Here is a 14,607-nt window from a genome sequence, read left to right as displayed (position 1 = left end):
ATCTTCGCTTTTTTTATGGGTTGACTTTTTTCTGATTATACAGAGTTTTAAGAATTCTTTTTCTTTACTCCATGGAAATCTTTGAGATAAAAAGGCTCAAAATAAGCCATATCTTCAAACGCTTTGCTTTCTATCTTTTCCAGGGTCTTCTTGATAAGATATTGGGAAGAAGGATACACATCCTCTTTAAAAACAGCATCAGGAAGATTCAGGATCTCTTTTGCTTTTTTAGCCCCATCCCCTACAAACAGAACTTTTTTATCTTTGAATTCTTCAAAAGAAGTCTCGTCTAAAATTTTAGCTTCTGTCTGAGATAATTCCCTTCCTGTATTGCCGTCATAAACGGCCGTATACACCTCCATTCTCCTCGCATCAATCAATGGCACCACAAAGTCATAGTTATCCCCTAAAAAAGGCTCTATCATGCTTTCAAGAGAATTGATAGCAATCAGAGGAACTTTGAGTCCGTAACAGAAACCTTTTGCAGATGCAGCACCAATCCTCAAACCGGTATAAGATCCGGGACCTTTTCCCAAAGAAACGGCTTCAATATCTTTAATTGAAATTCCTGCCCCTTCCAATGCCCATTCTACGTAGGTATGAAGACTTTCAGACTGTTTGTAGTTTTCAGAAACTTCTTCACACAGACATAGCAGCTTTTCGTTGTCTGATACGGCTACTGAACAGTTCTTGGAAGATGTTTCCAGATATAGAATTTTCATTTTTTTGTTTTAAGCTAAATGCAAAATTGCGAGAGCAAAATCGCTTTCAATTTTCTGCAAATTTAATCCATTATTTTGGACTATTTTCTATAAATCGTTCTCGGTTCTGCCTGAGCACTCGGGTAGATGGTCATATCTGAAACAGTAACGTGTTTCGGGGCATTCACACAGTAAGCAATGGCATCGGCAATATCTTCAGCTTTCAAAGCATCATACCCTGCATAAACAGTTGAAGCTTTCTCATTATCTCCTTTGAATCTTACCAGAGAGAAATCGGTTTCTACAGCTCCAGGCTGAATATTGGTTACTTTGATGCCAAACTCGGTAAGCTCTAGTCTCATTCCTTCCGAAATAACATCTACTGCTTTCTTCGTTGCACAGTACACTACCCCATTCGCATACGTCTGTCTTGCTGCCACAGAGCTGATGTTTACAATATGACCTAAATTTTTAGTTTTCATGTTTGGAATGATCATTTTAGAAACATAGAGAAGTCCTTTTACATTTCCGTCGATCATAGAATCCCAGTCATCTGTCTTACCAGATGAAAGAGGGTCTAGCCCATGGGCATTCCCAGCATTATTAATCAGAACATCAATATCTTTCCAGTTTTCAGGAAGAGAATTAACAGCGGTCTCCACTTCTTCAAGGTTCCTTACATCAAATAATAAACTAAATATTTCGGTATACTGAGATAACTCTGATTTTACAGCCTCCAACACTTCACTTCTTCTTCCACAAATAATAATTCTGTTTCCTTGTTTTGCAAGAAGTTCTGCAGTGGCTTTTCCTATACCGGAAGTCGCTCCGGTGATTAATATTGTCTTCATAAAATTGTTTTATTAATTCGCATCAAAGGCCTGAAAAGCATCTTTGATATGGTCAATAATTAAGTTCTTATTTTCATCGGGAAGAACGGAGATGATATCAAATCTGACTTCGTTCTCTTTATTAAATTCTTCCATGTAATGATTGGCTGCAGAAACAATTGATTTTATTTTTGTTTTGGTTACCGCTTCATGAGGCATCATAAAAGCATCCGTAGATCTCGCCTTCACCTCAGTAATGATAACCAGGTCATTTTTTTCAGCGATAATATCAATCTCAGCTTTCTGAAAACGAAAATTTCTGATAAGAATTTTATAGCCGTTTTTCTGAAGATAATCGGCAGCCAGGTCTTCCGCTATTTTTCCAAAATCATTATGTTCAGCCATATTGTATGTTTAAGAGTTTGGAGATAGGAGCGTGGTACTATTTTAAAATTCGATCTTTACCTTAGCTCCGACTTTCATTTTAACATTTCCTCCGATTAGAAGTGGTCTGTTGTCTTTAATATGTCCATTTGGAAACGCAAATACCACAGGAAATTTATATTTTGAAATTCTTTCAGAGATCAGTTTATAGGCAAAGTCATCAAAGCTTTCTTCATAGTTTTTATTTTCTTTTTCGTCTCCCATGTTGGTCATCCCGCCAACGATAAGTCCTTTGATCTTATTGAAGACTCCTGCCAGCTCGAGACTCATGATCATACGGTCAAGTGCATAGTAGTTTTCTCCGATATCTTCAATAAATAAGATTTTATCTTTAAAGTCGAAAGAATATTTAGTTCCCAGAAGGGCATAGATAAGGGCTAAATTTCCTCCAACCAATTCACCTTCAATATTCCCTTCTTTATTCAATTGATGAGATCCAAAGGTGTATTTTGGGGTTTTCCCTTTTAGAATATCAAAGATCAGGTTATAACTTTCGTCGGTAACTCCAAAACTTGATGTTTTGATGGTCTGTCCATGGATCGAAACAAAACCTTTTTTCAACAGATAACTTTGTATTACTGTATTATCAGAATAACCAATGTACCATTTTGGATTCTCTATAAAGTTTTTCAGCTTAAGATGCTGAATCAGATGCTGGCATCCATAGCCTCCTCTGGAAGCCCAAACCGCTTTAACTTCATGGTCATTTAAAGCCCAGTTGATATCTTTTATTCTTTCCTTTTCTGTTCCGGCATAATTATATCCGTTTGAAAATTTGGTGTAAAGATGTTCCCCGATAATGGGTTCAAAACCTTTACTTTTAATCATTTCTATTCCCTTTTCCAGTTGAGTGGCATCTACCGCTCCTGCAGGGGAAATAACAGCTATTTTGTCGCCTTTTTTAAGGGACTTTGGAAAGATCATTTTTTTCATTTTGTTTTTTGATATTTTACTTCTTTCTTCTCTGCTTCTTCAAGTTGTCTTTCAAACTGATTGAACTTTTTGAAACTTTGCAGGAAAATAAAGAAACTGAAGACAATAAGAATACAGCCCACAACTCTTCTGATCCTGTTGGCCAGCTTCTGTGTAAGCTTATCATGAAATTGTTTAGCAAGAAATATTTTGGCAAGATCTATAGAAAGGTAGGTTGCCAATACTATGCCTATGTATAAAATAAAACTGCTGGTGTCCGGATATTGATTCCTTACGGAAATTACCGTTACTAGCCAGAAAAGGATAACTCCAACATTTAAAAGATTAAAGAAAAAACCATTGAAAAATGTTTTAATATAATTTTGGCCAATAATCTTTTCTTCACCCGGCATATGCATTTTGGTTTTGGTTACCAGCATCACAATTCCATAAATAAAAATAAGAATAGAAGTGATTCTATAGAACCCGGGATGCTTATCTATTAAAGAGACAATATCTGTACTGGCATAATACGCCGCTACAATGCATAATAAATCTGCAGTAATAACGCCAAGATCCAGTGATAAGGCATGTTTGGGGCCCCTGGAAAAGCTGGTTTCAATTAACAGGAAAAATATAGGTCCTATAAAAACCAGGCTCAGCATAAATCCTAATATGACGGCAGATAGTACAAGTTCTAGCATTAAGTGGTATTTTAAAATGAAAAAAATTCATTCCGTTTTATACAAAGTTATACTTTATGATTTAATTATTCAATAAAGCTGTGATATATCAACTGGATTTTAATAAGAGCTTAATGTAAAGATTTATATAAAAAGACGATAGGATAGGGCGTTCAAAAGTTTTTCAGCCTAAAAAACAAAAGGCTGATTGTTCAGTAACAAATCAGCCTTTTTATAATTTTATCTACAGTCTGTTAAAGACCTGTTTTTATTCCACAATCTTGAAATCAAGCTGCTTTTGAATCAAATTCGCTTTCACTACTTTGATCTGAACCTGATCTCCCAACTGATATTTATTTCCATGTCTTACCCCATAAACAGCGTGAGTTTTGGCATCATACATATAAGAGTCATCTACCAGGTCTCTTAATTTGATCAGACCTTCAGCACCGTTTTCAGGAATTTCTACCCAGAATCCAAATTCAGCAACCCCTGAAATTACTCCCGTGAAAGTTTCTCCAAGATGTTTTTCCATGAATTTCACCTGCATATACTTGATAGAATCTCTTTCTGCATCTGCCGCCAGTCTTTCCATTGCACTGCAATGTTTAGCTTTTTCCTCCAGCTCAGGTTTGGCCGGAGATTTTCCTCCGTCCAGATAATGCTGAAGAAGACGGTGGGCAATTAAATCCGGGTAACGACGGATAGGAGAGGTGAAGTGGCTATAGTATTCAAAACCTAAACCATAGTGGCCAATTGGTTCTGTAGAATACACCGCTTTACTCATACTTCTCATCGCCAGTGTTTCGATCATATTTTCTTCTCCTTTCCCTTTCACGTCATGAAGAAGTTTATTCAAAGATTCTGCAACCTTCTTGGTGTTGGCAAGATCCATTTTATATCCGAAAGTCGCTACAAAGTCTCTTAATGACTCTAATTTTGCCGGATCCGGATCGTCGTGAACCCTATAAATAAATGTATTGTTTGTGATTTCTCTCTTTTTGGTCAGGGATACAAACTCAGATACTTTTTTATTGGCCAGAAGCATAAATTCTTCTATCAGGTGGTTAGAGTCCTTGCTTATTTTAAAATAAACGCCGATCGGCTGATTATTTTCATCCAGATTGAATCTTACTTCACTTCTGTCAAAAGTAATAGCCCCTCTTCTGATACGCTCATTACGCATGATCTTTGCAAGTCTGTCAAGAACATTGATTTCTTCAGCAAGATCTCCCTGTCCGCTTTCTATACGCTCCTGAGCTTCCTCATAGGTAAATCTTCTGTCTGAATGAATAACTGTTCTTCCAAACCATTCTTTCTGAATTTCTGCATTGTCATTTAATTCAAAAACGGCTGAAAAAGTATATTTATCTTCGTGTGGACGAAGGGAACAAACATCATTACTCAAAACTTCCGGAAGCATTGGTACCACTCTGTCTACAAGATATACCGAAGTCGCTCTCTTATAGGCTTCGTCATCAAGGATAGTCCCCGGAACTACATAATGGGATACATCTGCAATATGAACACCGATTTCCCAGTTTCCATTTTCCAGTTTTCTCATGGATAGCGCATCGTCAAAGTCCTTAGCATCCTTAGGGTCAATGGTAAATGTACAGATGTTACGCATATCCCATCGTTTTGCAACTTCTTCGTCAGTAATACTTCTGTCAATTTTATCTGCATCTGCTTCCACTTCCTGTGGAAATTCATAAGGCAAACCATATTCTGCAAGGATAGAGTGGATCTCCGTTTCATGTTCTCCCGGAGCACCCAATACCTGAATGATTTCACCTTCCGGATTTTTATCTCCGGGTCTCCATTCGGTCATTTTTACAATTACCTTATCTCCATCTTCAGCATTGTTGAACTTTGCTTTTGAAATAAAGATATCTGTGTTGATTGATTTTTTATCACAAACAACAAAGCCGAAATCCTTATGAGCCACCTTCTGAAATATCCCTACAAATTCAGTTCTGGTTCTTTCCAAAACTTCCAGAACAGAACCTTCCAGTTTCTTTCCTTTATAATGATAAGTTATAATAAGAACCTTATCTCCCTGCAGAGCATCCTTCACATTTTTAGCATGTACAAAGACATCATCTTCCAATCCTTCCACTTTTACGTAAGCATTTCCGCTTTGGTTGAAGTCAATAATTCCAGTTAGGGTTCCTGCTATTTTCAGGTTCACAATATACTTTCCTTTTTCCACTTCTTTGATCTTTTCAGATCCCTGAAGTTTGTGCAGCGCCTGGATTACAAGTTCCCTTTGTCTGGGATTTTTGTAATCTATACCGTCGGCGATCTGCTTATAATTATAAATTTTAGATGCGTTCGCATTCATAAAACGGAGAATCAATCTTCCGATCTCCATCATTTTTAAATCATTTTTATGACTTATATATTTTCTTTTTTTTGGCATTTTAATTTCCTTTTTAAATGTTTTGGTCTTAGTTCAAATAAAACCTTTTTCTAATCTTCCTTCTCTATTCCTTATAGAGGTTATTCAATTTCATCATTAGATTCTTTGTGCAAATCATCAGAACTTATCTTTCAGTTTATTTACAACGGGAGCTTTAGTTTTGTATAAATTTAATACAATTCTTGAGAAGAAAAGAGAAAAACCTTCTATTAAATATATTTCAAATATAAGAAAGGCTTTGGAGAATAATAGAGTGTAATTTCTATTGGACAGTGCAAATGTACGAATAAAAAATAAATAAGGCTTGTAATACGATTTACAAGCCTTAGTATATTTAGCAAACAGCAATTTTATCAACTCTGTTCTGGTGTCTTCCACCTTCGAAGTCTGTTGAAAGAAATTTATCTACAATTTCAAGAGCCAGTTCCTTTGATATAAATCTTGCCGGCATTGAAATCATGTTGGCATCATTATGCAGTCTTGCCAGTGTTGCGATCTCCGGCATCCAGCACAATGCGCATCTTATTTTCTGATGTTTGTTCGCAGTGATCTGAACCCCATTTCCGCTTCCGCAGATCAAAATTCCGAGCTCATTTTCTCCGTTTTCCACAGAGGTTGCAGCAGGGTGTACAAAGTCCGGATAATCCACACTGTTTGTGGAAAACGTTCCAAAATCCTGTACTTCAAAACGTTCTGAAAGGTAGTTCTTAACAATCTCCTTATATTCATAGCCTGCATGGTCCGCTGCAATCGCAATTTTTCTTTTCATAATACTCTTATTAAGCTTTATTAGATTCTATTTCCTTACAAAGGTAAGAATAATAACAATTCGTGTTAGTAAACCGTGAGTTAATTGTGAAAAGCTATGTTAATAACTGTGGAAAACTTTTATCAACTTTCTATTTTTAAAGATCAATTTATTTCGTAATAGAAAATCTTTCAGCAAATTTTCACCACAACTTTCCAGATGTTTTCTTCAGCTATCCCCAGATTTTTCCATAATAAAATAACTAATAATGGATTCTTTTCAAAGTTATCAACATTTGTTAATAAGTATGTGAAATAGCGGGTTTACAAGGATTTATATTGTGAGTTAAATATGAATTGAATACAAGTTGAGTGTTACCAACTTTTAAGCTAAAACTTATCCCCTAAACTAACAACATACAACAACAACTACAATATTCTTTTTCTATAAAGAGATAAAATTGTTGATTAGTGGGTGATTGGGTTTGGGGAAAGTTTTTGAAAACTTTTATTTTAATGAAAGTGTTGAAAAAGTTTAAAACCTTACATTTGTGAAACAGAAATTCAATAAGATTTATGAAATTATCGTTGCGAGATTTTCCGGAATGAACCCCGGGCTTTGACCACTGCAGTTTCATGAAACTTAGAAAAAAATAAATCTACTTATGAAAACAATCAATGATTTTAATTTTAAAGACAAGAAGGCTCTGGTAAGAGTGGATTTCAATGTTCCTCAGGATGATCAGATGAAGGTGACAGACAACACAAGAATTGTTGCTGTAAAACCAACAGTGGAAAAGATCCTTAATGATGGTGGTTCTGTCATTTTAATTACCCACCTTGGGAGACCTAAAGGGGAGGTTAAAGATGAATTTTCTCTTAAACATATTGTTGGCGAAGTTTCTAATGTTCTAGGACAGGAAGTGAAGTTCGTGGATGAATGTATTGGGGAAAAAGCAGAACAAGCTGCTGCTGAACTAAAGCCAGGGGAGATCTTATTATTAGAAAATGTACGTTTTCACAATGAAGAAGAAAAAGGAGATGCTGCTTTTGCTGAGAAGCTTTCAAAGTTAGGGGATGCTTATGTAAATGATGCATTCGGTACTGCACACAGAGCTCATGCTTCTACAGCAGTGATTGCTCAGTATTTTGAATCAACTAAATATTTCGGTTTACTGATGGCTAATGAGCTTCAGGCAATCGATAAAGTATTAAAGAGTGGAGAAAGACCTGTTACAGCTATCCTGGGAGGTTCTAAAGTTTCAACTAAAATCACCATTATAGAAAATATCCTTCCTGCAGTAGATAATCTGATCATTGGGGGAGGTATGGCATTCACATTTATTAAAGCTCTGGGAGGAAAAATCGGAAATTCTTTAGTAGAAGAGGATAAGCTTCCTTTAGCTCTTGAGATTTTAGGAAAAGCAAAAGAACATAAAGTAAAAGTATATCTTCCATCTGATGCAATCATCGCAGAAAGCTTCAGTAATGATGTGGAAAGAAAAGAGGTTGATATCTATGCAATCCCTGAAGGATGGATGGGACTTGATGCTGGTCATAAATCCAGGGATCAGTTCAATGATGTATTGTTAAATTCAAGAACGATTCTTTGGAATGGCCCGATTGGAGTTTTTGAAATGTCAAATTTTGCCGGCGGAACGATTGCTCTTGGTGAAAGTATTGCTGAAGCAACAAGATTAGGAGCTTTCTCTTTAGTTGGAGGAGGAGACAGTGTAGCATTTGTTAAGCAATTTGGATATGCTGATCAGGTAAGTTATGTTTCTACCGGTGGTGGAGCAATGCTTGAAAGTCTTGAAGGACTTGAGCTGCCAGGGGTAGCAGCAATCAACAATTAAGATAAAAATAAAATATCTATTTTATAAAGTCTGCTAATTATATTAGCAGACTTTTTTATTTCTGAAACAGGAAGGAAATCCTTTATTGATCGGAGTTTTCTAATGATTACAGATATAACCTGAGGTTATATTTAGCGTATACGTCTTTTAAGATAGATTTATTTTCTTCCTGGATTTAATAATAAAATTATTTGTTCGGATTATTTTTTTTACGTCAAGTTTTGACGTTGTCAGCGAATACATTTGCAGTATCAAATTAAAATATTATGATGTATACAAATGAGTTTTTCGCCGTTGGAAATGCTGCTCCCAATGACAATTTAGTGCAGCTGATTGATAGCTTTACAGGGGAAAGTGTTACTTTTCAAAAAGTAAGTACCTGGATTGATGAAACGATTCTCGTTATTAACGATCCCAAAGTTCTGGATGATGAGATTATTTACCGATCCAGGGGGAATGACTACTATGTAAATACCGTAGTTTTTTCTTCTAAAAGAGTCTATGTAACGACTTTTGGTGTAAAGTCTTCATATACTGCAGATCAAAGACCAGCTATTCAAAAAGCTTTTGATATTAGTTCCAAGCTTGGATTAAAATTGGTTTTTCCAAATGGTCATTTTCTTATAAATTCTTACAGTGATAGGCCTGAATTAGTTATTGCACACGCTAATATTTTAGAACTAAGATCTTATCTGGATATTGAATTTGAAGAATATAGCGTCATAAAAGTTGGTGATTTTTTTGATGATAAGCCATTTGTTCTGTTTTCCGGTTTTAATGATACTGATAGTGCAAAGTTTAAACCTTTATATAATATTACGATGAAGGGAAGGGGAGTCATTGATTTTAGTGGTGAATTGTCACAAATGAGAAGCTCATACATGCGTAGAATTGGCTTTGAAGGCGGTAATTGTACTAATGTTGATATCGATGGGATTTATTGGACTAATGGTGATCTAACTAATTGTATAAGTGTTGGTTGGTCTCAAAATGGCAGTAAAGCTACCATTCAAAACTGTATCTTCGAAGATTTGGTTAAGAGTAATGAAATTATTAATAATGACCACTCTACAATCTATGGAAATGTTAATTTTTTATCGGTGCATGATAATGTTTTCTCAGGTAATGAACAAACGAGATTAATTGGATGTGCATGCGAAATTCATGGTAGCAATTCTTCCTTTACCAATAATAAGGTATACAATTATACTAGAATGAATTTTGTGGCAGGAATTTACACTGAAAAGGGTAGTATTACAAATATTTCAATCTCAGATAATATTGCTGAAATTGTTAATTCAGGTGTATACTTGTGGCCGGATAAAAATTGTATAATCTCTAATGTATTTATTACTTCTAATAACATTAAGCATCTTCATGTACAAGGAAAAGGGATGTTGTATAATGGAGGACAGTGTTTATTTATTATTCAAGGTAAAGGCGGTAAATGTGAGAGAGTTACAGTGACGAATAACACCTCACATATTCTTTATACAGAGGGAGAATACTCCAGATATGCTGCAGGTATTTTAGCTTCCACAGAGTCGTTGGAAATCACTGATAATCACTTTGTAGGCCATTCTCTTGGTTTCTTATTTGATAAGGATCATGACGAAATTAATAGTCAATATGCAGAATATTCATTCATAAAGGTTTCCAGAAATCATTTTACAGCCATTTCGAAGCTAATAACAATGGTTGCTAAACGAGTGAATTATTGTTTAATGTCTGATAATGTTTCGGTTATAGCAGTATCTACGATGGAAGACGTAATCAGTATTACAAGTGATTTTATTCAGTCTACTACCATCAGAGATAATGTGTATATCTCTAATCAGCCTAAAGTGGAATTTACTCCTTCAGCTGTATTTCTAGCAGATCCATCGAATAAAGCTAAATATATTTTATCTAAGATAAATACTCCTGTACCTACTATTAATGGAATGACATCAGCTTTGATCAGCCCTCTACTTTCCAATAATCATAGAAGAGTAGGGGCAATGTATACGATTCAACCTACGTACCCTTTTCCTGAACTTTTTTTTAACGCACATACTTTTGGAACGACATCACCTTTAAGTGTAAGATTTAAAGTTGATAATATGACTCCTTTTACCTTTCCAGCAAATTCTGGCTTATTAAGTAACTTGATTGTTGATTTATAAATTAAAAAACCGGATTAATTCCGGTTTTTACTTCTTTTAAGGTGAAAAATTGACTTTCATAAATACTTGTTAAATCAACAAATTATTATTTTCGGACTATTAACACCTTTAAGTATGTTTTAGGGGAAATTAATTATAATTCTGAGAGAATTTGGTTTTTAAAACTCCATTTTTTTTATTGACCCAATTTTTGTAAAAATTTTTAAAAAAAGGAAGCTTTAAGAAATCAAAGAATAGAATTATTGATAATTAATTTTGTTGTTTGTGTATGAAATGGAGTAGGGGAGAAGTTTTAAAAATTAAGAAATACAATTTAAAATTTTCCAATACCCGTTGAAAGATTTTTAGAAAACTTAAAATGGATACAAACTAATTTCGATGAAATAAAAAAACTCAGGATTATTTCCTGAGTTTTTTAAATTTTATAGTGAAATTGCTGAAAACTGACCTTCATAAATGGGTCAAAAATCGATTTTCTATCTTTTTTCGATAATGTATATCAAACTTGAAAATTCGTTTGAAAAAAGCGCCTTTACGTTTGAAATTGTTCCGTGAATGACCGCTTTTGCCCAAAATAGGGATGATTTTTTGTATTTTTCGCTTAACATTGAGATGTAATACGAATCAAGTACAAGAGGTTTTATTTTTCTTAATTTCCAGTCTGGTTTTTTGGAAATTAAATTTTCCATTCCATTTTTAGAAAAATGGTAGATGTGTCTTGGGACATCATAAGCTGCCCAATATTCTTTATAATGTTTAGCATCATAAGAAGTAGGGTTGGGAACTGCAATAATAAGAATTCCTTTTTCCTTTAGTTTATTATGAAAAATGTTTAGCATTTCAGTCTGGTTTTCGATATGCTCAAAAACATGCCAGAGTGTAATTGCATCTAAACTTTTATCTTCAATTGTACTAATGTCGTCTAGTATTGCTGCTTTTGTTATTTTACTTTTTGCAGCTTTTCTTGCGTCGGCATCAGGTTCAAAACCGAAGGTTTCAAAATCATTTTCTATATACTTTACAAATTCTCCGGCTCCGCATCCGTAGTCCAAAACTTTTGATCCTTTTTTAATTCTATCTATAAGAATATTTTTTTTGTACTGCAGATTAAAAGACTGTAGAAATTTGTAAAGCTTTTCTTTCAGACTTCCGGAATCCTGATGGTGAGAAATATAATCTTCGCTTTCGTAATATCTGGAAATATTAGATGGAGTAGGGGTGGTTTTAAATACACCTTTTGTTTCTGTTTCTTGTATTTCAAATATTTCCTGTGAAAGAAAATGATCTTTTATTTTCATTGAAATCGGTATCTTTTTTATCTATTCAAAAAAATTAAGATATTCAGAGGTTATTATACACTCAAAATACCTTAATTCTTGTTTTATTTTTTAATGTTTCACGTGAAACATTTCTTTTTAACGTCCTAAATATACTAATAAAACGTTGATATCGGCTGGAGAAACCCCGCTTATCCTTCCTGCCTGGGCAATTGTCTTTGGACGTACATTAGACATCTTCTGTTTTGCTTCTGTAGAAAGGCTGGAAAGGTTAGTATAATCAAAATCTTCTGGGATTTTTATATTTTCCAGACGGTTTAACTTTGCTACATTTTCTTTTTCTTTCTCAATATAGCCTTTATACTTGATGTTGATCTCTGCCTGTTCTCTTACTTCATCATTATATTGGGAAGAAACTTCTTTAATGAAATCTATTTCATCCAATTTTTTCAATGTGATATTAGGTCTGGTCAATATTTGAGCAGCTCTATATGCCTGATCTACTGGATTGCTCTCAATAGATTCAAGGATAGGGTTGATAACACCTGGTTTTAAAGAAGTTTCTCGAAGAAAATCTTCAAGTAGTTGACTTTCAGATATTTTAGCTTCTACTTTTCTTAATCTGTCTTCTTTTGCCAATCCAAGTTGGTAAGCTTTTTCAGTTAACCTGATATCAGCATTATCTTGTCTCAATAGAAGTCTGTATTCGGCACGTGAAGTAAACATTCTGTAAGGTTCTTCAGTTCCTTTAGTGATCAGGTCGTCAATTAATACTCCGATATAAGCTTCATCTCTGTTTAGAATAAAGTCACCTTTTTCATGAACTTTGTTATGGGCATTGATACCGGCAATCAAACCTTGACCTGCTGCTTCTTCATATCCTGTTGTTCCATTGATCTGGCCTGCGAAATATAAATTATCAATTAATTTTGTTTCAAGAGTGTGCTTCAATTGGGTTGGAGGGAAGTAATCGTATTCAATTGCATAACCGGGACGGAATACTTTTACGTTTTCAAATCCTGGAATATGTTTCATCGCTTTGATCTGTACATCTTCCGGAAGTGAAGAGCTGAATCCGTTAACATAGATTTCTACAGTTTTCCATCCTTCCGGTTCTACGAAAAGTTGGTGTCTGTTTCTTTCTGCAAAACGATTAATCTTATCTTCAATACTTGGACAGTATCTTGGACCTAAACTTTGAATCGTACCATTAAACATTGGGCTTCTATCAAAACCTTCTCTTAAAATATCGTGTACCGTTTCATTGGTATATACAATATGACAGCTTAATTGTTTTGTCAATTTTGGAGTGTCAAGATAGCTGAACTTTTGTGGATTTTCATCTCCTTTCTGTTCTTCCATTTTTGAATAATCCAAACTTCTTCCATCTACTCTTGGTGGAGTACCGGTTTTCATTCTTCCTGCTTCGAAACCTAAAGTGACCAATTGTTCTGTAATTCCAAATGCTCTTGGTTCACCCATTCTTCCTCCGCCTAATTGTTTATCTCCAACGTGAATTAATCCATTCAGAAAAGTTCCGTTAGTAAGAACAACAGATTTTCCTTTGATCTCAATTCCTAAAGAAGTAACAACTCCGGTTACTTTATTATTTTCAACAATCAGTTGTTTCACCATATCCTGAAAGAAATCAAGATTGGGAGTATTCTCTAATGCTAAGCGCCATTCTTCGGCAAAAAGCATTCTATCATTTTGGGTTCTCGGAGACCACATCGCGGGACCTTTTGAAAGATTTAGCATTTTGAATTGAATAGCAGATTTGTCAGCTATAATTCCGGAATATCCTCCCATTGCATCAATCTCTCTTACGATCTGTCCTTTTGCGATTCCGCCCATTGCCGGGTTGCAACTCATCTGTCCGATGGTCTGCATATTCATTGTAACGAGTAGTGTTTTTGAACCAAGGTTGGCTGCTGCGGCAGCGGCTTCACAACCTGCGTGTCCGGCACCTACTACGATCACATCATATATTTCTGAAATCATTTTTATCTCGCTTGTTTTAAGCTTTTAATCTTATCTTTATAACCAATGTTTCACGTGAAACATTTTTGAAGAATGCACTCTAGGTAAGTTTATATTACTGCTAGAATTGAGTACTTTAGATAACGGACTTTAAGTGATTGTTTAATTTTAAATCTTTAAATCCCGATACTTGGCCAAGTACAAATCTTCCATTCTCCGCATCTCTTTTTCTTCCTCTTCTGTCTTATCTTTATAGCCTGTAAGGTGTAAAATACCGTGGGCTAAAACCCTTCTTAATTCTTCTTCATAATCTCGGGAAAGGGTAGAGGCGTTATCAGAAATGCGCTGCAAAGATACAAAAATCTCAGCGCTTATTGTCTTGCCTTTTACATAATCAAAAGTGATGATATCCGTATAATAATCATGCTGTAAATAGTCCTGATTGATCTTAAGAAGATATTCATCATCACAGAAAATATAATTGATTTCTCCTAGTTTTTTTCCTTCTGAAAGAATAAGATCTTCCAGCCATTTTTTGTAATCTGTACTTACCGACTCTGGTAAGTTTTCGTAAAAGAACTGTATCATTT

At 34.8% G+C, this 14,607-nt stretch carries 12 protein-coding genes; 2 read left to right on the top strand and 10 right to left on the bottom strand.

All coding sequences use genetic code 11. The features are described from left to right. Positions 1–47: 47 nt before the first annotated feature. The 7 genes from tsaB to rpiB form a co-directional block, all read right to left on the bottom strand. Positions 48–722 carry a tRNA (adenosine(37)-N6)-threonylcarbamoyltransferase complex dimerization subunit type 1 TsaB gene (gene tsaB, locus AC07UM_RS12685; RefSeq protein ID WP_494683176.1) on the bottom strand — a complete coding sequence of 225 codons (675 nt, stop codon included), beginning with the start codon at positions 720–722 and terminating at the stop codon, positions 48–50. Positions 723–802: 80 nt separating this feature from the next. Next, positions 803–1,552 (bottom strand): SDR family NAD(P)-dependent oxidoreductase, encoded by a 750-nt coding sequence (locus tag AC07UM_RS12680; RefSeq protein ID WP_494683177.1) that lies wholly within the window; start codon positions 1,550–1,552, stop codon positions 803–805. A 12-nt stretch (positions 1,553–1,564) separates the two neighbouring features. Then, complete coding sequence (locus AC07UM_RS12675; RefSeq protein ID WP_494683178.1) at positions 1,565–1,936, bottom strand: YraN family protein; 372 nt, start codon at positions 1,934–1,936, stop codon at positions 1,565–1,567. Positions 1,937–1,978: 42 nt separating this feature from the next. Further along, on the bottom strand, positions 1,979–2,908 hold the full coding sequence (locus AC07UM_RS12670) for a S66 peptidase family protein (protein ID WP_494683179.1): 930 nt from the start codon (positions 2,906–2,908) through the stop codon (positions 1,979–1,981). Next, entirely contained in the window at positions 2,905–3,591 is a 687-nt protein-coding gene (locus AC07UM_RS12665) for a LysE family translocator (protein WP_103233417.1), read from the bottom strand. The genes AC07UM_RS12670 and AC07UM_RS12665 overlap by 4 nt, the downstream gene beginning before the upstream one ends. A 247-nt stretch (positions 3,592–3,838) precedes the next feature. Beyond that, a complete protein-coding gene (gene rnr / locus AC07UM_RS12660) occupies positions 3,839–5,992 on the bottom strand; it encodes a ribonuclease R (protein ID WP_494683180.1) in 2,154 nt (717 codons plus the stop codon). A 334-nt stretch (positions 5,993–6,326) separates the two neighbouring features. After that, the gene (gene rpiB / locus AC07UM_RS12655; RefSeq protein ID WP_103234702.1) at positions 6,327–6,761 is read right to left on the bottom strand and encodes a ribose 5-phosphate isomerase B; all 435 of its coding nucleotides are present in this window, start codon (positions 6,759–6,761) and stop codon (positions 6,327–6,329) included. A gap of 643 nt (positions 6,762–7,404) precedes the next feature. Here rpiB and AC07UM_RS12650 point away from each other — a divergent pair. Further along, positions 7,405–8,595 (top strand): phosphoglycerate kinase, encoded by a 1,191-nt coding sequence (locus tag AC07UM_RS12650; protein ID WP_494683181.1) that lies wholly within the window; start codon positions 7,405–7,407, stop codon positions 8,593–8,595. Between the two features lie 266 nt (positions 8,596–8,861). Then, positions 8,862–10,760 (top strand): glycoside hydrolase family protein, encoded by a 1,899-nt coding sequence (locus tag AC07UM_RS12645; protein WP_494683182.1) that lies wholly within the window; start codon positions 8,862–8,864, stop codon positions 10,758–10,760. 476 nt (positions 10,761–11,236) lie between these two features. On the opposite strand, the gene AC07UM_RS12640 is transcribed toward AC07UM_RS12645, so the two are convergent. The 3 genes from AC07UM_RS12640 to ybeY all read right to left on the bottom strand — a co-directional run bounded on the left by AC07UM_RS12640 (position 11,237) and on the right by ybeY (position 14,605). After that, positions 11,237–12,058, bottom strand: a complete 822-nt coding sequence (locus AC07UM_RS12640) for a class I SAM-dependent methyltransferase (RefSeq protein WP_494683183.1) — start codon at positions 12,056–12,058, stop codon at positions 11,237–11,239. 117 nt (positions 12,059–12,175) lie between these two features. Beyond that, the gene (mnmG, locus tag AC07UM_RS12635; RefSeq protein WP_494683184.1) at positions 12,176–14,038 is read right to left on the bottom strand and encodes a tRNA uridine-5-carboxymethylaminomethyl(34) synthesis enzyme MnmG; all 1,863 of its coding nucleotides are present in this window, start codon (positions 14,036–14,038) and stop codon (positions 12,176–12,178) included. Positions 14,039–14,185: 147 nt separating this feature from the next. Then, positions 14,186–14,605 (bottom strand): rRNA maturation RNase YbeY, encoded by a 420-nt coding sequence (gene ybeY, locus AC07UM_RS12630; protein WP_494683185.1) that lies wholly within the window; start codon positions 14,603–14,605, stop codon positions 14,186–14,188. Positions 14,606–14,607: the final 2 nt, after the last annotated feature.

The organism is Chryseobacterium sp. GW821-FHT04C04 (assembly GCF_059420365.1).
The sequence above is the reverse complement of the archived record's forward strand: the minus strand, read 5'-3'. Positions and strand labels throughout refer to the sequence as shown.